This window comes from Candidatus Amarolinea aalborgensis (genome assembly GCF_900491745.1).
In the GTDB taxonomy this organism is placed as follows: Bacteria; Chloroflexota; Anaerolineae; order SSC4; family Amarolineaceae; genus Amarolinea; species Amarolinea aalborgensis.
The window spans coordinates 367,054-385,558 of the sequence record NZ_UETR01000002.1 but is presented as its reverse complement, the minus strand read 5'-3'; the positions used below and the strand labels follow the sequence as shown (position 1 = coordinate 385,558).

17 protein-coding genes are annotated in these 18,505 nt (G+C 64.2%); all 17 read right to left on the bottom strand.

Annotated elements, in window-relative coordinates:
- Window positions 1-6: 6 nt before the first annotated feature.
- The 17 genes from ACPQ6D_RS04535 to ACPQ6D_RS04455 all read right to left on the bottom strand — a co-directional run bounded on the left by ACPQ6D_RS04535 (window position 7) and on the right by ACPQ6D_RS04455 (window position 18,478).
- Entirely contained in the window at window positions 7-417 is a 411-nt protein-coding gene (locus tag ACPQ6D_RS04535) for a type II toxin-antitoxin system HicB family antitoxin (RefSeq protein WP_423223105.1), read from the bottom strand.
- A 25-nt stretch (window positions 418-442) separates the two neighbouring features.
- Window positions 443-682: a type II toxin-antitoxin system HicA family toxin gene (locus tag ACPQ6D_RS04530; RefSeq protein ID WP_423223104.1), complete on the bottom strand. Its 240-nt coding sequence runs from the start codon at window positions 680-682 to the stop codon at window positions 443-445.
- Between the two features lie 351 nt (window positions 683-1,033).
- On the bottom strand, window positions 1,034-3,046 hold the full coding sequence (locus tag ACPQ6D_RS04525; RefSeq protein WP_423223103.1) for an SUMF1/EgtB/PvdO family nonheme iron enzyme: 2,013 nt from the start codon (window positions 3,044-3,046) through the stop codon (window positions 1,034-1,036).
- Between the two features lie 534 nt (window positions 3,047-3,580).
- Window positions 3,581-4,843, bottom strand: a complete 1,263-nt coding sequence (locus ACPQ6D_RS04520) for an ATP-binding protein (RefSeq protein WP_423223102.1) — start codon at window positions 4,841-4,843, stop codon at window positions 3,581-3,583.
- A 100-nt stretch (window positions 4,844-4,943) separates the two neighbouring features.
- Window positions 4,944-5,771, bottom strand: coding sequence for a phosphoribosylformylglycinamidine synthase subunit PurQ (locus tag ACPQ6D_RS04515; protein WP_423223101.1), 828 nt, complete (start codon window positions 5,769-5,771; stop codon window positions 4,944-4,946).
- 166 nt (window positions 5,772-5,937) lie between these two features.
- A complete protein-coding gene (locus ACPQ6D_RS04510; RefSeq protein WP_423223100.1) occupies window positions 5,938-7,272 on the bottom strand; it encodes a TolB-like translocation protein in 1,335 nt (444 codons plus the stop codon).
- Window positions 7,272-10,337: a phosphoribosylformylglycinamidine synthase subunit PurL gene (purL, locus tag ACPQ6D_RS04505; protein WP_423223099.1), complete on the bottom strand. Its 3,066-nt coding sequence runs from the start codon at window positions 10,335-10,337 to the stop codon at window positions 7,272-7,274. The genes ACPQ6D_RS04510 and purL overlap by 1 nt, the downstream gene beginning before the upstream one ends.
- Window positions 10,338-10,351: 14 nt before the next feature.
- The gene (locus tag ACPQ6D_RS04500) at window positions 10,352-10,627 is read right to left on the bottom strand and encodes a hypothetical protein (RefSeq protein ID WP_423223098.1); all 276 of its coding nucleotides are present in this window, start codon (window positions 10,625-10,627) and stop codon (window positions 10,352-10,354) included.
- A gap of 60 nt (window positions 10,628-10,687) precedes the next feature.
- Window positions 10,688-12,274 (bottom strand): IMP dehydrogenase, encoded by a 1,587-nt coding sequence (gene guaB, locus ACPQ6D_RS04495; protein WP_423223097.1) that lies wholly within the window; start codon window positions 12,272-12,274, stop codon window positions 10,688-10,690.
- Between the two features lie 21 nt (window positions 12,275-12,295).
- Window positions 12,296-12,580 (bottom strand): phosphoribosyl-ATP diphosphatase, encoded by a 285-nt coding sequence (locus ACPQ6D_RS04490; protein WP_423223096.1) that lies wholly within the window; start codon window positions 12,578-12,580, stop codon window positions 12,296-12,298.
- A gap of 124 nt (window positions 12,581-12,704) precedes the next feature.
- Window positions 12,705-13,061: a phosphoribosyl-AMP cyclohydrolase gene (hisI, locus tag ACPQ6D_RS04485; RefSeq protein ID WP_423223095.1), complete on the bottom strand. Its 357-nt coding sequence runs from the start codon at window positions 13,059-13,061 to the stop codon at window positions 12,705-12,707.
- A gap of 1 nt (window position 13,062) precedes the next feature.
- Complete coding sequence (hisF, locus tag ACPQ6D_RS04480; protein WP_423223094.1) at window positions 13,063-13,821, bottom strand: imidazole glycerol phosphate synthase subunit HisF; 759 nt, start codon at window positions 13,819-13,821, stop codon at window positions 13,063-13,065.
- Window positions 13,815-14,645, bottom strand: a complete 831-nt coding sequence (hisA, locus tag ACPQ6D_RS04475; RefSeq protein WP_423223093.1) for a 1-(5-phosphoribosyl)-5-[(5-phosphoribosylamino)methylideneamino]imidazole-4-carboxamide isomerase — start codon at window positions 14,643-14,645, stop codon at window positions 13,815-13,817. The genes hisF and hisA overlap by 7 nt, the downstream gene beginning before the upstream one ends.
- On the bottom strand, window positions 14,642-15,328 hold the full coding sequence (hisH, locus tag ACPQ6D_RS04470) for an imidazole glycerol phosphate synthase subunit HisH (RefSeq protein WP_423223092.1): 687 nt from the start codon (window positions 15,326-15,328) through the stop codon (window positions 14,642-14,644). The genes hisA and hisH overlap by 4 nt, the downstream gene beginning before the upstream one ends.
- A gap of 187 nt (window positions 15,329-15,515) precedes the next feature.
- Window positions 15,516-16,460, bottom strand: coding sequence for a protein translocase subunit SecF (gene secF / locus ACPQ6D_RS04465; protein WP_423223091.1), 945 nt, complete (start codon window positions 16,458-16,460; stop codon window positions 15,516-15,518).
- Window positions 16,461-16,480: 20 nt separating this feature from the next.
- Complete coding sequence (secD, locus tag ACPQ6D_RS04460) at window positions 16,481-17,947, bottom strand: protein translocase subunit SecD (protein ID WP_423223090.1); 1,467 nt, start codon at window positions 17,945-17,947, stop codon at window positions 16,481-16,483.
- Between the two features lie 129 nt (window positions 17,948-18,076).
- Window positions 18,077-18,478 carry a hypothetical protein gene (locus ACPQ6D_RS04455; RefSeq protein WP_423223089.1) on the bottom strand — a complete coding sequence of 134 codons (402 nt, stop codon included), beginning with the start codon at window positions 18,476-18,478 and terminating at the stop codon, window positions 18,077-18,079.
- Window positions 18,479-18,505: the final 27 nt, after the last annotated feature.

Sequence of the window (18,505 nt, the reverse complement as noted above, 5' to 3'; positions counted from 1 at the left end):
CGAAGCTCAGGGAGGCGTGGCAGCCGGAGATTGGCGCCTGGTCTTGCGCGGAGCAATGGCAACGCTCTGCCCCACAACCTGGCCGAGCGCAACGTTCACGTATTGGTTCAGGCTGACTCCTTCTTGCTGGGCGCGCTGCACAAGGTCGCGATGGAGAGAGCGGGGCATACGCACGACAAACTTGCCGCTAAATTCCTCCTCACGCTGTGGTTCGGGAATGGTGATGTTCTGTTCGAGTGCCACGGTCAGCCAGCCATGCATGGCCTCCTGGATCATCGCCATCGCTTCGTCCACGGTGTCGCCCTGACTCATGCACCCCGGCAGTTCTTTGACGCGCACGAACCATCCGTCTTCTGCGTCGTGCTTGAGTTCAATCGTGTAGGGGAGGCTCAGGTAGTAGGCAACTGTCTTTTCCATATGACTCTCTTTCAGTTGGTTGCTCCTATTGCTCTTCAAACAGATCATCAAGGAGCTTCACGACTTCTTTGACGGCATCCCGATGTACGTGGGGTGTACGAAAAACAACCGAAATGACTCGGTCGTAGCCGGCGAAGTAGTGATGGCTGCCAGTAATGCGCACCAATTGAAAACCATGCTGTGTCAATAGCGTTTCCAACTCCTCGAAACGTACGTTTTTCGGGTTGTTGCGTAGTTTTTCAAGAAGCTTCTTGCGTTGGCTCATGACTTAATCCTGTACAAATGATACTATCTATGGTACTGCTTGTCAAGTGCGACAGTCCGCTAGAGTGAGTCTCCGCATGGTAGCTAAATGGAACGTGATGGCTGATCTGAGTTAAGTTGTTCAACAAGCGTCTGAGCCCAATAGAATCCGTGAAAATCTGCGTTGATCTGCGGCAGAAATGACCACCGAACCCAACGGGTGACACTTTTTCGCATAGTGTAAATCGCCAATTCAAATTGGCAGGGGCTGCGCCCCCTGCACCCCCCCTCACAGCTTTGTCTCGCCGTGCTGTTTCCTGGCCCACACCAAGCGAGATGTCAAAAAACTCAGAGTTCCAGAGACGCCAGAGACTCAGAGGCCGGGGGACGCCACCCGAAAACCGATGATGAGGTTGCGGTTGCCGGGGTCGTCCCTGCTCCGGCTGGCGGAGCGCACATTCCTCGCTTCAACGTCCCAACTCCCGCCCCGCAGGACACGAGAAACATCTGTTCTGCTCTGATCCTCTCGCCCATCCCCAGGGTTGTATGGATATGCGAAATCTAACCCGCCTCCGACGTTTCCCCATGCGCTGCTCGTCCATTCCCATACATTCCCTGCCATGTCCAACACCCCGTACGGACTGGCTCCCTTGGGGTACTGCCCTACCGGCGTCGTGTCCTTCACGTTCATGCCGAAGTTGCCGCGACTCGCATCCGGCGCCTCGTTCCCCCACGGGTAGATCCGCGCATTTGTCCCTCGCGCCGCCTTCTCCCACTCCGCTTCGGTCGGCAGCCGCACCGTTCGTCCTGTCACCTGGCTGGCCCACTGCCCAAACGCCACCGCATCATGCCACGAAACCAACATCACCGGATAATTCGCTTTCTCTTTCACATCGCTCCCTGGTCCTCGCGGCTGCTGCCACGAAGCCCCTTTCACATCTTCCCATGTTGATCCGGTGAATACATAACCGCTCCCTTCCTGCTCAGCGGTCGTCTTGTAGCTCGTCGCCGCCACAAACGCCGCAAACTGCCCATTCGTCACCTCAGTCTTGCCAATCCAGTACTCCACCAGATTCAGTCGGTGTTGTGGCAACTCATCATCCTGCGCGTCCGGGTCCACCGCCTTGTCGCTGCCCATCAGGAACTCGCCCGCCGTCACCCGCACCAACTCCAACGTCACCCCTGGCGCTAACTCCAGACGCATTGCTCCATCGGGCGTGCCCGTTGACGTGGGCGGCACGGTCGGCGTACGCGTGGGCGTATCCGTGTCCTTCGGTGGCAACGGAGTCGCCGTCAGCGGTATCACGGTCGCTTTCGGATTGACCGTCCCCCCAGTTGTCGGCGTCTTAGTCGGTTTACCGGCCACGACTGTCGGCGTTACGGTCGGCCCGCCGCGGTCCACGGCCGCCACCCCCAGGATCAGCAGCACCACGACCGCTGCACCCAATCCGATCAGCGTCCAGCCCGGCAAACCACGGCCCTGCCTGGCCGGCGATGACGCGGGTCGGGGCGCGGGCGAGGGCCGCGGAATGGCCTGCGTGGGGGGAACCACCGGCGGCTGAGACGCAGGCTTGGCCGCGCCCAGGCCCGCCTCCAGCTCCTGGCGCAGCGCGGCCACGGTCGCCGGCCGGTCGGTTGGCTGCATCTCCAGGCCGTGCAGCAGCGCCCGGTCCAGCGCCGGGCTGAGGGCGTGATTCAGGGCGCGCGGCGGGGTCAGGCTGACCGTCCTCACCGCACGCTTGATGCTCTCCGGCGGCGCTTCCCCGGTCAGCATGGCGTACAGGGTGGCGGTCAGCGCGTAGACATCGGTGCGCTGATCGGTGTGCGCGCTGCCATACTGCTCCAGCGGCGCATAGCCGGCGGTCACGCCCAAGGCGCCGCTGGCGGTGCTCTGGTAGGTTGAGCCAACCTTGCTCAGGCCGAAGTCCACCAGGAAGGCGTGCCCCTCCGGCGTGATCTTGATATTCTGCGGTTTGATGTCGCGATGGATGATGGGCGGGTTCTGGCTGTGCAGATAGGTCAAGGCGTCGCACACCTGTCCTAGCCAACTCGTCACGTCGGCCGGCGCTTGGCGGCCGCGGGCGGCCAGCAGCTCGGCCAGGTTGGCGCCTTCGATGAAGGTCATCACCAGGTACTGCGCGCCGTCGGCCGTGATGAAGTGGTCGGTCACGGCGGGCAAGTTGCTGTGGTGCAGCCGCGCCAGCGTCAGCGCCTCGCGCTCGAACTGCGCGCGGGCGTCGAGCGTCGCCAGGCTGTTTTCCTTCAGCGCCACCGCCATGCGCAGGCGTTGATCGAACGCCTTGTAGACCGCGCCCATCCCGCCCTGGCCGAGCAGGGCTTCGACGCGATAACGGTTTTCCAGAATCGTGCCAGGTTGCAGAGGCATCGGGTACGCTATTTGAGGATGGTGAGGCTCACAAGCCGCCGCTCATCATTATAGGCGATGGCGCAAGAATGAACAAGCCGCCCAGAAGGCACCCACCAAACCACGCAATAACCTCGTTCGTAGGTCATCGCCTCCGGCGTGACAACCAATCGTATCGCCAAACAACGAACTTGATCGGCCACGTCTTGCGCGTGACCAACGCCCGTCACGCCGGAGGCGTGAACCTACGATGACGCGGATGCCCTGTCGAACCGCGTCGCGCGCACGACCAACGACGGTCACGCCGGAGGCATGAACCTACGGCGGCGCGGATGCCCTGCCGAACCGCGTCGCGCGGGCGACCAACGACCGTCACGCTGGAGGCGTGAACCTACGGTGACGCGGATGTTCTGTCGAACCGCGTCGCGCGTACGATCAACGACCGTCACGCCGGAGGCGTGAACCTACCGCGGCACATACACCCTATCGTAGGTCATCGCCTCCGGCGTGACAACCAAATGTGTTACCACACAACAAACTTGTTCCGTCTTCGTTTCACCCGGTCAGCAGCGGCCAGGGTACGGCCACGATCTTTTCGTCCAGGCGCCGGATGGCCTGGCCGCCGTGCACCAGAATGCCGCCGACAGCCTGGGGATGCTCTGCCAGGAACTTGACCAATCCCGCGGCGTGCCGATAACCAGGGGAATCGGTCATCTTGACCTCGATGCCCACCACGCGCCGGCCGTGCTCAAGCACGAAGTCTACCTCGTCGCCCGTCTGCGTGCGCCAGAAGTGCAGCCGGCCGCGGGGTGTCAACAACCCGCTGCTGACGCGCAGATGCTGATAGATCAGCGTCTCGAAAAAGGCGCCCACTTCGCGCGCACCGGCCAGGTCCGCGGCGGTGTAGTAGCCGGCCAGGAAGACGGCCAGCCCGACATCGGCCCAGAAGGCACGCGGCGACTTTAAGAGGCGCGTGGTGTGACTTCCCAGGTAGGCCGGTACACGCTCGAACAGGTGCGTGGCTTCCAGTAGATTCATGTAGCGATGGACCGTTGACTGCGAGAGACCCGCATCGCGCGCCACGTCCGATTGATTGAGCAATTGCCCTGTGCGCAATGCCAACAGCGCCATAACACGACGGAAATCAACCAACGATTCGACCTGCGACATCTGCCGCAGATCGCGCTCCAGATAGGTGGCGACATAGCCATCCCACCATCTCACGCAGTCTTCCGGCGTCCTGAGCGCCAGCAAGGCAGGCATGAAGCCCTGTTGGAGCAGAGGAAGAGGATCAGCCGGCGCTGCAGGCAGCAACTCATCCTGCGGCCAGCGGCCCGCCAGGACATCAGTCAGAAGCGACGGGGGCAGTTGTCCATGCCGTTCACCCAGCGTCAGCGGATCGAGCACGAGGTAAACGGCGCGACCGGCCAGGCTCTCGCTCACCTTACCCATCAAGAGTAGATTGGCCGACCCGGACAAGACGAAGCGGTAACGTCCGGGGTGCTCATCTACCGCCCGCTTGATGGCGGGCAGCAACTCGGGTGCTTTCTGCACCTCGTCCAGGATGACTTCGCTGACCCCGGCCCACAGGCTGGCAGGGTTCTCTTGTACCTGGCGCAACGTGTCGAAGTCATCCATGGTGTGATAGCGCCAACCGCTAAACGGCTCCGCGCGTCGCAGAAGCGTGCTTTTGCCCACTTGGCGCGCGCCGGTCAACACCACGATCGGAAATGCCTCGCATGCCGAGCGCAGCTGAGGCGTCAGCCAACGATCATAGTAAACCAGAGGATCAGCAGTGACTGAATGAAAGTTATTCATGATGTGAATGATAAATCAAACGATGTGGGATGTCAAACCGCGCACTTTGTACTCCGCGCTCTGCACTTTGTACTTTGTACTTTGTACTCTGCCCTCTGCGCTACAAGCCCGCTGCGTAGCGAATCCCGTTGGCAAACAGCGCCAGGCCGAACTGACCCACGGCGCCGCGTGCGGCGGCCGGATGTTGCCACGGGCTGAGGTGGTCTTCAGGATGCGGCATGAGGCCGAGAATCGCGCCGGTGCGGTCGCACACGCCGGCGATGTCAGCCAGCGAGCCGTTGGGGTTGAGGGGATACGCGCCGGCCGCGGGCGCGCCCGCGGCATCCACGTAGGTCAGCGCAATCTGCCCGGCCGCGCGCAAACGCGGCAGATCGGCGGCTGCAGCTAGCTCGAAACGCCCTTCGCCGTGCGCGATCGGGCAGTAGATCAGCTCGTCCAGTCCCTGTGTGAAGACACAGACGCTGTCAGGCTGCGGCCGCAGGTGCACCCAGCGGCATTCGAAATAGCCGGCCGCATTGCGGGTCAACGTGGCGGTCTGCGCCAGGTGCGACGGCAATTCGGTCGCGTCGGCCGCAGGCGCATCCGCAGGCAGCGGTCCCGGCAGAAAACCGGTCTTGACCAGCGCCTGGAAGCCGTTGCAGATGCCGAGGATGGGCCGCCTGGCCGCGTGGAAATGCGCCAGCGCGTCGCCCAGGCGGTAGCGTAGTTCCAACGCCCACAGCTTGCCCGCGCCCAGGTCATCACCGTAGGAAAACCCGCCGGGCAGCACCAGCATCTGGAAATCGCCCAGGCGGCCGGGCGCCGCGCTCAACTCGTTGATATGCACAATCTGCGCCTGTCCGCCAGCCCGCTCACACGCCAAGGCGGCTTCCCGGTCGCGGTTCGTCCCCGGCGCGTGCAGGATCAAGACACGAGGCTTTGTGGTCATAGCCAATTCCTTCTTCCATGTGGAGATCAGAAATTGGAGATTAGAGATCAGAGATCAGGGATTACGAATGTTCTCGCTTTCACCCGATCTTCGGTCTCCGATCTCCGATCTCCGGTCTCCGATCTCCGGTCTCCGGTCTCCGATCTCCGATCTCCGGTCTCCGGCCTCACGGGCACTGCAGGCGCGTCATTCGCTGCGGCGCGGCCACGGCCACCAGGCGCACCGGCGGGCCGCCGTGGCTGTCAAGCCAGTAGAGGCCGCCCTCGTCCGTCGTATAGACCAGGCCGCGGCTGTCGCTCGTCCAACAGAGGTCCAGCACCGTGTGCTCGGCCGGCGTCAGCGTCACCCAGGTGTCCGAGGCCAACGGCCGCCCCCACACAAAGCGCCGACCATCCGCGGTGTGCAGCAGCGCGGCCACGTTGGCGCCATCCGGCGCGTACGCCAGCCGCGTGCCGTCTGCCAGCAAGGCGCCGGCCGCAGCCAATTGGCCCGTGGGATCGCCCCCATCCTTCACGGCTGACACCACGTTGACCTCCACCTCGCGCGGGTCAACCGGCCAACCGGTCCAGGTGAAAGCGATGGTGCTGCTGTCTGGCAACCAGGTGAGCCACCGCACGCCAAACGCGTGGTCGGGCGCGGGCCGCTGCCGATCTTCGAAGTACTCCGTGCGGTTGAGCACTTCCGCGGCGTTGACATCGCTGACGAACAAGTCCTGGCGCTGAAAACTGCCGTTAGGATGATCGAGGCCGCGCTGCGCAAAGGCCAGATGTTTGCTATCAGGCGCCCAGGCCACCAGCCCCAGCCAATCTCCGGCCGCCACCTGATCGGGATCAGCCTCACTTCCCACATCGAACGCGTAGAGGTTGGCGCTGGTCTCTGTGCGCGTGATATACGCCAGGTGCTGGCTGTCCGGCGCCCATTGCAGCTCGGCCAGCCCGGCCAGCCCACTGATTCCGTCCGCCAGGGAAGGCTCCGCCAGGTTGATGATGTCCAGGTCATCGGTGAACACCAGGCCCAGGCTCAGCCCATCCGGCGCCAGGGCCAGGCGCGCCAGCGGCAAAGTGGGCGACACCAACAAGGGCGCGGGAAGTCCCGCCAGAGTGGTCGTGTAGACCTGGCCGTCCTGGTCAGCATAAGCGCAGCGTTGGGCGCTGGGGCCGTTGGCGGTGCAATCCCACACGGTGCTCAACAGCCGATCGGTCACCGTCAGCAGGCCGCGGCTGGAAAGCTGCCACAGCAGGGTGTCGCCGGTCTGCGCCTGCGTGCTGAAGACAATGGCGCCGGTTGTGCTCGTCGGCGGCAGCGCCGCGGCTTTCACCAGCGAGAGATAGCCAGGCGGCGTGGGCGTCGGCGTTGGCACGGGCGTTGGGGTGTGCCTGGGCGTTGGCGTCAGGGTGGGCGTCGGCGTGGCAAAAATGGGCAGCGCCTGGCAGGCCGCAAGCAGCGCGACCAGCAAGACCAGGGTCAGCGTCAGGGCCAAAGCGGCGGCAAAAGTGCGCACTATTCGTTGTCCTCCGGTTTCCAGGCTCGCAGCAGCGCGGCCAGATCGAGCGCAGCCACGGTTTGCGCGTCACGCCGCCAAACCAGGCGCGGCCCCGCGGTCACCTCGCCGATGCACGCGACCGGCGCATGACCAGCCAGCGCGGCGGTGAAGGCGTCGGCTGTGGCCGGCGTCACCTCGACGACAAACCGTCCCAACGACTCCGCAAAGAGAAGCCTGTCATCGGCCAGATCGGGCAGGTCGGTCTCCTGACTGATTGGCACGCGGGCCAGGTCTACGTCAGCGCCGCGGCGGCCGGCCAGGGCCATTTCGGCCACGGCCACAGCCAGCCCGCCTTCGGAGCAGTCATGACAGGCGCGCACCAGACCGGCGCGGATGGCGGCGTGCAGACCGCGCAGCCGCGCGCGCGGATCGGGCACCGGCGCGGGCACCACGCCTGCCAGCGGGCGCGCCTCGCCCTGGTCAGCGGCCAAGAGTTGGTAGTAGAGGCTGCCGCCCAGTTCGTCCGCGGTTGCGCCGACGAGATAGAGCAGGTTGCCCGGCTCCTTGAAGTCCATGGTGACGGTGCGCGACACATCGGGCGTCAGGCCCAGCGCGGAGATGAGCAGCGTGCCGGGGATGGCGTGCTTCTGACCATCCGCGCCCAGATATTCGTTGTTCAGGCTGTCCTTGCCGGAGATGAACGGCGCGCCGTAGGCCAGGACCGCATCGTAACAGCCCTGTGCGCAGCGCACCAGGCCGCCCAGGCGGTCAGGCAGCGAGGGATTGCCCCAGCAGAAGTTGTCCAGGATCGCGGTCTGGTCTGGATCGGCGCCAACGGCCGCCAGGTTGCGCAGCGCCTCGTCCACTGCAGCCCAGGCCATGCGGTAAGGATCGAGCAGCCCGTAGGCCGGGTTGATGCCGTTGGCGAGCGCCACGCCGGGCATGGGCGGCGGCGGGTTGTCGCGACCGAGCAGGGTGTCGAGCGGCAGCAGGACCGCCGCATCGCCGGGGCCATCCTGGTGGGCGCCGACCAGCGGCTTGACGACCGTGCCGCCCTGCACCTCGTGGTCGTAACGGCGGATGACTGCTTCCTTGCTGGCGACGGTTGGATGGCGCAGCAGGCGCAGAATCCAGTCCGCCAGGTCAGGAGGCGTCGCGGCTTTGACCGGCGCGGCTGTTTCCGGCGGCGTCCAGACGGCCTGCAGATGGCGCAGCGGAATGCCGTGGTGCAGGAAATGCCCATCCAGGCGCGCCACCGGACGTCCTTCGTAACGCACCGTCAACTGGCCGTCGCCCGTGAAACGACCCAGCGCCGTGGCTTCGACGCCGTAGAGACGGCACAGGTCTTGCAGGCGCGGCCAATGGATCTCCGGCGCGGCGATCACCATGCGCTCCTGGGCCTCGCTCAGCCAGATCTCCCACGGCCGCAGGCCGCTGTACTTGAGCGGCACGTGCGCCAGTTCCACGTCCGCACCCAGCTCAGCCGCCATCTCACCAACCGCAGAGGATAACCCGCCAGCGCCGCAGTCGGTGATCGCATGGTAGAGACGCTCATCGCGCGCGACCAGGAGCATATCGAGCACCTGCTTCTCATGGATTGGGTGGCCGATCTGCACGGCCGCGCCCGCGACATGACCGGTCTCGTGCGACATTTCCATCGAGGAGAAGGTTGCGCCGCGCAGACCATCGCGACCGGTGCGGCCGCCGAGCACGACGACCAGGTCGTCAGGCCGGGCCTCACGCAGTTCGCTGTGCACGCCGGTCGGCAGGATGCCCAGGCAGCCGCAGAAGACCAGCGGGTTGGCGGTGTAGGCCGGATCGTAGAGAATGGCGCCGTTGACCGTGGGGATGCCCATCTTGTTGCCGTAGTCTTCGATGCCGTGGACGACGCCCGCGGCGATGCGCCGCGGATGCAGCACACCGACGGGGAGCGCGTCTGCGGGCAAGTCGGGCATGCCAAAGCAGAGCACATCGGTGTTGGCAATCGGCCGCGCGGAGACGCCCATGACGTCCCGAATCACGCCGCCGACGCCCGTGTTCGCGCCGCCGAACGGCTCCAGCGCGGACGGATGGTTGTGCGTCTCCACCTTGAAGGCCAGGTCGAAGTCTTCCGTAAAGCGCACAATGCCGGCGTTGTCCACAAAGGCCGACACCACCCAGGGTTGGGCCAGTTCATCGGTGGCCGCTTTGATATAGGTTTTCAGCAGGCCGTGGATGCGCTGCGGGGCCGCGTCGGGCTGGCTGGCGTCGTGAAAGTCAATCGTGGCCTTGAAGGTCTTATGCACGCAGTGCTCGGACCAGGTCTGCGCCAGCATCTCCAGCTCGACATCGGTCGGCTCGCGCTGTCCCTGGCGGTAGTAAGCTTGAATCGCCTGCATTTCGGCCAGATCAAGCGCCAGGCGCCGCGTGCGACTGATCTCCAGCAGGGCTGGCGCATCTGCCTCGCGCAGGGGGATGATCTCCACGGTGGCATCTGCGCTGGCGCTGGCAAAAATCGGCGTGAGCGGCTGATTGATCGTGTAATGCTGGATCGTGCCGTTGGCCAGCAGTTCTTGGGCGATGCGCTGCACCTCCACGGGCGCCAATGTCCCTTCCAGGATAACCTGTTGGCCGGTGGCTGCATGCCGCAGGCCGCTGATTCCCAGCAGTTGCGCCGCGTCCAACAGGCTGTCGGCCACGCTGTCGGTCACGCCAGGGTGCAGCGCCACTTCGATGATCTGCTGGCCGACTTCGGCGAGCCTTCGGCGTGAGCGCTCAGTCGAACGCTCAGTCGAGCCGACTTCGGCGAGCTCAGTCGAGCCGGCTGGCGGCTCGTCCGCGGCGACCGACGCCAGGCGCACCTCCTGGTTCGACAAGCTCACCAACTCGGTCACCGGGTCGTGCAGCACCCAGTGGGCCAGGCGCTGAAGCGCGGCCGCGTCCAGGTCGCCATGCAAGAAATAGAGGTCGCAGACGCGCACGGCGGTCACACCGCGGATGCCCAGGCCGGCGATGGCGTGGGCTAACGCTTGCGTGCGCGTGGCCGCGAAGGGCGGACGGGTGGCGACTTCGAGTCGAAAGGTAGAGCGAACGGAAGTTGACATGATGTTTAAGGCTCTCAAAACGGTAATAAGCCCTCGAACAGCGGATCGTTGAACGGCGTTGCGACCTGGCGTTCGGCCGGTAGGATGATATCGGGGGCCTTGTCTTCCGGGCGTCCTTCGCCTTCGATCTGGCGGTTGGCGTCCATCCACCCATCGTCGAGCGGGCCAGCAGCGACAAGCGGCTCGTCCAGGATGGTCACCAGGGCGCGCCGCGGGCCGGGCAGCGCCAGCGGTTCGAGCAGGCGCACGCGCCCCTGTTCGTCAATCACGGCTTCGAAGGTTTGCAGCATGGTAAAGTCCCCCTGGCGGGCGACGCCGATCCAACTGGTTCGACAAGCTCACCAATCGGCTCAGCGCGGCTGCGCTTGATAGTTGGGCGCTTCTTTGGTGATCATGATAGTGTGCGGGTGGCTCTCGATGTAACCGGCGTTGGTGATGCGCACGAAGCGCGCCTTGGCGCGCAGTTCCGCCAACGAGGCCGCGCCGACATAGCCCAGGCCGCTGCGCAGGCCGCCGACCAATTGGGACAGGTAATCGGCCAGCCGGCCCTTGTACGGCACCTGGCCCTCGATGCCTTCGGGCACCAGTTTGCCGCCGATGTCGGGCGACGCGTCGCTGCCGCGCTGACCCGACTGATAGCGATCGGCGCCGCGGCCCTTGAGTGCGCCAACCGAGCCCATACCGCGGTACTCCTTGAAGCGGCGGCCCTCCCAGGTAATCAATTCGCCAGGCGACTCCTCCAGCCCGGCCAGCAGACCGCCGAGCATGACCGCGGTCGCGCCGACCGCCAGGGCCTTGACCATGTCGCCGCTGTAGCGAATGCCGCCGTCGGCAATCACCGGGATGCCGCGCGCGGCTGCGGCCGCGGCGCATTCGCTGATCGCACTGATCTGGGGCACGCCTGCGCCGGCCACCACGCGCGTCGTGCAGATCGAACCCGCGCCGACGCCGACCTTGATGACGTCCGCGCCGGCTTCGATCAAGGCCAGCGTGCCTTCGGCCGTGACCACATTACCGGCCAGTACGACCATCTCAGGCCAGCGCTGCTTGACCGCGGCCACGGTTTCCAATACGCCGCGCGAATGTCCGTGCGCGGTGTCAATCGCCAGGGCATCCGCACCCGCAGCCGCCAGGCGCTCAGCCCGCTGCAGCGCTGCGTCTCCGACCCCGATGGCGCCGGCGACGAGCAGACGCCCCTGCGCGTCGGTAGCTGCCTGCGGGAAATCCTCGCGTTTGAGAATGTCCTTGTAGGTGATCAGCCCCTTGAGGCGGAACTGCTCATCCACCAGCGGCAGCTTCTCGATGCGATGGCGGTGCAGGATGACCTTGGCTTCTTCGAGGGTGGTGCCAATGGGCGCGGTAATCAGGTTTTCGCTGGTCATGTAGTCGCTGATCGGCCGCGCAAAGTCGGTGGCAAAGCGAATGTCGCGGTTGCTGAGAACGCCCAGCAGCCGACCGCCTTCCTGGCTCTCGACAATCGGCACGCCGCTGATATGGTAGTGCGACATGAGAGCTGCAGCCGCGGCCAAAGGCCGGTCAGGCGTCAGCGTAATGGGATTGACGATCATGCCCGATTCTGAGCGCTTGACCCGATCCACCTCCTCGGCCTGCTGCTCCGGCGTCAGGTTGCGGTGAATGACGCCCAGGCCGCCCTGGCGCGCCAGGGCAATGGCCAAAGGCGCTTCGGTGACGGTATCCATGGCCGCGGACACCACCGGCACGCGCAGGCGCAGCCGGGGATGCAGGACGACAGAGACATCTACCTCGGCGGGCAGCACCTCTGAGTAACCAGGCACGAGCAGGATATCATCGAAGGTCAATGCTTCCACGATGCCCGGCTGATCATGCAGTGCAAAGCGCGCCGGAATCAACGCCGGCGCGCTCAGACCCTGATCGTCAGTCGTGCGCGCGACGTGCATCTTACCATTGTCACTCATAACCCCACCTCTACTTTCTTTTCAATGCCCAAAGCGCCGCTGCAGCTCATCTTCAATCGTTGCCCAGGACAGGCCGCGTGCGGACAGGAAAACCAGGGTGTGATAGACCACATCGGCCAGTTCGTAGACCACGCGCTCCGTCGTCTCGCCCTTAGCCGCCACGATCACCTCAACCATCTCTTCGCCCATCTTCTTGAGCATCTCATTTTCGCCTTTGGCGAACAACTGCGCGGTATATGAACCAGCCGGCGGCTGCGCCTTGCGCGCCTCGATCACCGCAGTCAGGTCTTCGATTACGTGTCCCATGTCGTCACCTCGAATGGATTGCAGACCAAAGGCCGGAGACCGGAGACCGGAGACCGGTTGAAAGCGAGAACGCTGGCAATCCCAGATCTCCAATCTCCAATCTCCAATCTCTGATCTCGAATCTCTACTCAAGTCGTCGAAAGAAGCAGCTGCGCGCGCCCGTGTGACAGGCCGGGCCGGCTGGCTCCACGCGGTAGAGCAGCGTGTCGGCGTCGCAGTCCACCAAAATCTCACGCACGTGCATCGTATGGCCCGACGTCGCGCCCTTGTGCCACAGTTCCTGACGGCTGCGGCTCCAAAACCAGGCCTGGCCCGTCTCCACAGTCAAGCGCACCGCGTCGGCGTTGGCATACGCAACCATCAACACCTCCGCGGTCGTTGCGTCCTGCACCACCACTGCGAGCAGCGGGGTGCGCGCCTGTACCAGGAGCGCGGTCAGGGTCAGGAGATCTGTGCGCGGCCCTTCACCCAACGCTTCCATGTCAGCGCACCGCCACGCCGCGGTCGGCCAGGTAGGCTTTGACCTGACCGATGCTCAGCGTTTTGTAGTGGAAGAGCGAGGCGGCCAGGGCCGCTTCCGCCCCGCCGCGAGTCAGCGCGTCGAAGAAATGCGCCAGGCTGCCTGCGCCGCCGGAGGCGATGACCGGAATGGACACGGCGGCCGTCACGGCTTGCAGCATGGGGATGTCAAAGCCGGCCTGCGTGCCGTCGGCGTCCATCGAGGTGAGCAGGATTTCGCCGGCGCCACGCGCTTCGACCTCCCTGGCCCACGTTACCAGGTCGAGGCCCGTGGGTATGCGGCCGCCGTTGACCACCACTTCCCAGCGCGCCTCGCCGGTCACGCGGCGGGCGTCCATCGCGACGACGACGCACTGACTGCCAAAGCGCCGCGCGCCTTCTGTAATCAGCGCAGGCTGGCGCACCGCGGCCGAGTTGATGGCGGTTTTGTCCGCGCCGGCCAGCAGCATGGCGCGCATGTCGTCCACGCTGCGCAGACCGCCGCCCACGGTCAGGGGAATGAAGACCGTGTCGGCCACGGCGCGCACGACCTGGCGGGTGATGGCGCGGCCTTCATGCGTGGCGGTAATATCCAGGAAGACCAGTTCATCCGCGCCTTCGGCGTCGTACGCCTGCGCCTGCGCCACCGGGTCGCCGGCGTCACGTAGATTGAGGAAATTGATGCCCTTGACGACGCGGCCGTCTTTGACATCGAGGCAGGGAATGATGCGTTTGGCTAACATGGGGCAAGGCTCCCATTGGGCTGATGGCTCGAACCGCGGGCAAGGGCCAGGGCATCCGGCAGGGCCAGGAGGCCGCTGTAGAGGGCCTGGCCGGCGATGACGCCGGTCACGCCAGCATCCCTGACGACCAGCAAGCGCCGAATGTCGTCCAGGTCACGCACACCGCCGCTGGCAATGACCTGCAGACGGCTGGCGCGGGCGAGCGCGGCTGTCGCTTCCACGTTGACGCCGCTCAACATGCCGTCGCGGCCGATGTCGGTGTAGACGATTTGGGCCACGCCGGCGGCCTGCATCGTCTGCGCCAGCGTCAGCGCGGGCACGGCGCTGGTCTGCAGCCAGCCGTGCGTGGCGACGAAGCCGTCGCGCGCATCAATGCCAATGACGACGCGCGGCGCGCCGAAGCGCCGCAGGGCCTCGCGTACCAGGGCCGGATTCTGCACGGCCGCGGTGCCCAGAACCACACGCGCCGCGCCCAGCGCCAGGGCGAGTTCGATGTCGGCCAGGGTGCGCAGGCCGCCGCCAAACTGAACCGGCGTCGGGAGCGCCTGGCAGATCTCGGCCAGGCGCTGCCAGTTGAGCGGCAGGGCGGCGGCCGCGTCTGGCGACGTCGCGTCGGCTTGCAGCGCGCCGTCCAGGTTGACCACGTGCAGCCACGCGGCGCCCTGGTCAACCCAATGCCGGGCCATCGCCGCAGGGTCTTCGCTGAAGACGGTTTCGGCGGCCGGATCGCCCTGGCGCAGGCGCACGCAGCGGCCGCGGCGCAGGTCAATCGCCGGAAACACGACGAAGTCGGGCGCGGGAAAGGATGAGGAGGCCGCGTTCATGCGGCTGCCTGCTGACGCCCAGCCTGCACCAGATCCACGAAATTGCGCAGAATGCGCAGCCCGGTGGCCTGGCTCTTCTCCGGGTGGAATTGAACGCCCCACACCTCGCCCTGTCCAAAGCGGCCGCCGCAGATGGAGGCAAAATCAATGCCGTAGTCGGTCGTGGCGATGATGATCCCCGGATCGGCCGGCGCGCAATAGTAGGAATGAACGAAGTACGCGTAGCTGCCGCTGGGCACGCCGGCCAGGAGGGGATGCGTGGATGCGTGATGAATTTGGTTCCAGCCGATCTGCGGCACCTTGAGCCGGTGAGTCTGGCCGTTCTGCGGCGCGGTCATGCCGTCGGCAAAACGGGAGACCCTGCCTGCAAAAATGCCCAGTCCGCGGTGGCGGCCCATCTCCTCGCTCTCGTCGAAGAGCAGCTGCAGGCCAACGCAGATGCCGAGCAGGGGTGTGCCTGCGTGCACCGCAGCCAGCAGCGGTTCTTCAAAGCCGGCGCGGCGGAAATTGGCCGCGGCGTCGCCAAAAGCCCCAACGCCGGGCAACACGATGCCGCCCCACCGATGCTGTGCGTTGGTGAGTTCCGTGGCGTGCTGAATAACCTGCAGCGGGGCGTTGATGTGCTCCAGCGCTTTGGACACGCTGCGCAGGTTGCCCACGCCGTAATCAATCAGAGCGATCATCGTGACGGTCCTTCACATTGTTCGACAAGCTCACCAATTGGTCAGTCCACGCAGTTAGGCTTGACGCTCGCTGGCGGGATATGGGGTCGCCCAGCAGAAGCCGCAACCAGGCCTAAAGCAAACGGAGCGAAGGACGACCTTCGCTCCGTTACGAGAGTGTATGCGATCACACGGGCGCGGATGGGCGTCAGGCCGGCTTCACCGACCGATTGCCGGACAGGCGCCGGATCAAGCTGCCGATCTCGCCATTTTCCCACACCACGAGCAGCGGGCTGGCATTGAAGATGGACGAATAGGTGCCGCTCAAGATGCCGATCAACAGCGTGACGACAAAGATGCGCACGGTGACGCCGCCCAGGAGCGCCAGGGCCGTCAACGTGAACAACACGGTCAGCTGCGTGTTGATGGAGCGATCGAGAGTTTCGATGATGCTGCGATTGACGATGGTCTCGAAGTCCTGGCTGCGGTAGCGATTGATATTCTCGCGAATGCGGTCGAAAACAACAATCGTGTCGTGCACCGAGAAACCAATGACCGTGAGCAGGGCCGTCAGGAAGAGCGAATCAACTTCCCAGCCCAAGAAATGCCCGGCCAACGACATCAAGCCGAGCACGACCAGGGCGTCGTGCACGAGGGCAATGACGGCGCAGGCGCCGTAGCGGAACGAATTGGGCACCTTGCGGAAGGCAATCGAGATGTAGATAAGGATGGCGATGGCGGCCAAACCCACGGCGATGCCGGCGTTACGGGTTACTTCCGCGCCCACAGCCGGGCCAACGTTATCGAAACGCTGTTCCACAAAGTCGCCATAACGCGCCTGGAGGCTGGTCTGCAGAGCGGTCTTCTGCGCCGCTTCGATCGGCTTGGCGCGGACGATGATCGTATCATCGGCGCTGGTCGTCGTGGAGGTCTGAACGAGGGCCTCATCGAAACCGGCCGCGCTAAAAATGGCCTTCACATCAGCCGGCTGGATGGCCGTCTTGGGCTGTGTGAACTGAAGCTGCCACAGCGCGCCGCCGGTGAAGTCAATAGACAGGCGCAGGCCAAACAAGATGAGCGAGATCAAGCCTGGTATGATGATCAACAGAGACAGACCGAAATACCAGTAGCGTTTTCCAACGATATTAAGCATGATATTCTATTCTACTCCGATTAGACGCCGAACCACCAGTGGTTGCGGGAGAGATCCATGTTGTTCATGACCAGGTGCAAGAAAGTGCGCGTCACGGTGATGGCCGTGAACAGACTGACCAACACACCGATAGCCAGGGTGAGCGCAAAGCCCTTGACAATACTGGCGCCGAAGTTCGATCCAAACCAGAACAGAATCACACACGTGATCAGTGTGGATGCGTTGGAGTCTCGAATAGAAGGCCAGGCGCGGGCAAAACCGGTGTCAATCGCCGAGCGCAAGTTGCGGCCTCCGCGCAGTTCCTCTTTCATGCGCTCGAAGATCAGCACATTGGCGTCAACGGCCATGCCCACGCTGAGTACAAAGCCCGCAATGCCTGGTAAGGTCAAGGTGACAGGAATCAGTTTGAAGAGGGCAAAGACCAGCAGCGCGTAGATGATGAGCGCCAGGTCAGCCAGCACACCGGGCAGTCGGTAGTATAGCAGCATGAAAAGAATCACTACCAGCAGGCCGATCACGCCGGCGTTGATGCTCTTGCGCACCGAGTCTTGACCCAGCGTCGGCCCGACCGCGCGGCTTTCAGCCACACGCAGTGGAACAGGCAGCGCGCCGTAGCGCATCTGCACGGAGAGGCTGCGCGCTTCTTCCAACGTAAAGCGGCCGGTGATCTGCCCGTTGCCGCCGGTGATCGCAGACTGAATGCGCGGGGACGAGAGAACCGTCTTGTCCAGGACGATGGACAAGATCTTGCCGATATTGGCGCTGGTGTAGTCGGCAAATTTCTTGGAGCCGGCATCGGTCAGCGTGAAGGTAATGATCGGCGCATTGGTGCTCTGTTCGAAGGCAACCGCGGCCGTCTTCAAATCGGCGCCCGTCATGATCGTCCGGTAGACCTTACCCGGCGTCGCCGGCGTCGTCGGCGTGACGACTGTCGTGCTCGTGATCCCGCTGGTGCTTGTGACCTGGTTGGTACGTGTGACCTGGTTGGTGCTGGTGATCTGGTTGGTGCTGGTCACAACGCCAGAATCTTGCAGCGAGCCGTAGCTCGTGCTGACCTTGGTGCCCGCCGGGATAACCTCATCGCCGGTCTCGATGAACTCCAGCAGGCCAGTGCCTTTGAGGGTTTCGATGGCCTGATCTGGGTTGCTGATGCCGGGCAATTCAACCACGATGCGGCGATCGCCCTGCACCTGGATGAGCGGTTCAGAGACGCCAAGCCCGTTGACGCGATTCTCGACAATTTGCTTCGCCGTCTGAATGGCCTCACGATCAACCGTCTGCCCGGCTGGTACGTCAGCTTCGAGCAGCACCTGCAAACCACCACGTAAATCGAGACCCTCCTTGATCTGCAAATCACGTGTGCTGGCCGGCTGCCAGAAGAGCAGGTCTGTAAGCCACTTGGGATGCTGCATGGGCAGGGCAAGGTAAATCCCAATTGCAGCTAAGATAATAGTGGTAATAAGGAATCCGTTCGTACGATCTCGCATGAACTCGTCATCTCCTCGCGGTTCGATTGCAGCTTAGCTGCCTGGCAAACAGAGCGATTATAGTCTACGCCCTATGTCCTGTCAAAACAGCCAGCCGATTTGATTCTGGCAGCAGCATTTGGTCGCCCCTCATCCGCCATCTTGGGCGCGCAGCGCGCCAATACGGTTCAGAAAAGACACGACGGCGACCGTCACTTCCTCAGGCGTTAATTCATCGGTCGGCAGGTAAAGATCGCAGTGGGCGCGGGCATGGGCCAGGCGCTCTCGCTCCTCCGCCAGCCACGCCTCCACCGGCTCCTGCGTGCGCCGGCGCTGCGCCACGGTGGCTGGCTGCGCATCGAGGTACACCAGCACATCCGGCGGATTCAATCTGCGCCACAGATCGGGTACGTACGAATGTTCTTGCGCGCAAGGCAAGACGTGGTATCCTGCCGCGCGCAGATGCTGGAGCAGGGTGCTTTTGCCAGCCGCGCAAACGCCGACGAGTTTGATTTTGGTAGGCGTGGGTGGCAGCGGATTGGTTGCGGTCATGATCACCCGTGGGCCGTGCGAACGCGG

Bases quoted from the DNA above. Each gene is read 5' to 3' on its own strand.
- ACPQ6D_RS04535 (WP_423223105.1), bottom strand. From the start codon at position 417: ATGGAAAAGACAGTTGCCTACTACCTGAGCCTCCCCTACACGATTGAA.
- ACPQ6D_RS04530 (WP_423223104.1), bottom strand. From the start codon at position 682: ATGAGCCAACGCAAGAAGCTTCTTGAAAAACTACGCAACAACCCGAAA.
- ACPQ6D_RS04525 (WP_423223103.1), bottom strand. From the start codon at position 3,046: ATGCCTCTGCAACCTGGCACGATTCTGGAAAACCGTTATCGCGTCGAA.
- ACPQ6D_RS04520 (WP_423223102.1), bottom strand. From the start codon at position 4,843: ATGAATAACTTTCATTCAGTCACTGCTGATCCTCTGGTTTACTATGAT.
- ACPQ6D_RS04515 (WP_423223101.1), bottom strand. From the start codon at position 5,771: ATGACCACAAAGCCTCGTGTCTTGATCCTGCACGCGCCGGGGACGAAC.
- purL (WP_423223099.1), bottom strand. From the start codon at position 10,337: ATGTCAACTTCCGTTCGCTCTACCTTTCGACTCGAAGTCGCCACCCGT.
- ACPQ6D_RS04500 (WP_423223098.1), bottom strand. From the start codon at position 10,627: ATGCTGCAAACCTTCGAAGCCGTGATTGACGAACAGGGGCGCGTGCGC.
- guaB (WP_423223097.1), bottom strand. From the start codon at position 12,274: ATGAGTGACAATGGTAAGATGCACGTCGCGCGCACGACTGACGATCAG.
- ACPQ6D_RS04490 (WP_423223096.1), bottom strand. From the start codon at position 12,580: ATGGGACACGTAATCGAAGACCTGACTGCGGTGATCGAGGCGCGCAAG.
- hisI (WP_423223095.1), bottom strand. From the start codon at position 13,061: ATGGAAGCGTTGGGTGAAGGGCCGCGCACAGATCTCCTGACCCTGACC.
- hisF (WP_423223094.1), bottom strand. From the start codon at position 13,821: ATGTTAGCCAAACGCATCATTCCCTGCCTCGATGTCAAAGACGGCCGC.
- hisA (WP_423223093.1), bottom strand. From the start codon at position 14,645: ATGAACGCGGCCTCCTCATCCTTTCCCGCGCCCGACTTCGTCGTGTTT.
- hisH (WP_423223092.1), bottom strand. From the start codon at position 15,328: ATGATCGCTCTGATTGATTACGGCGTGGGCAACCTGCGCAGCGTGTCC.
- secF (WP_423223091.1), bottom strand. From the start codon at position 16,460: ATGCTTAATATCGTTGGAAAACGCTACTGGTATTTCGGTCTGTCTCTG.
- secD (WP_423223090.1), bottom strand. From the start codon at position 17,947: ATGCGAGATCGTACGAACGGATTCCTTATTACCACTATTATCTTAGCT.
- ACPQ6D_RS04455 (WP_423223089.1), bottom strand. From the start codon at position 18,478: ATGACCGCAACCAATCCGCTGCCACCCACGCCTACCAAAATCAAACTC.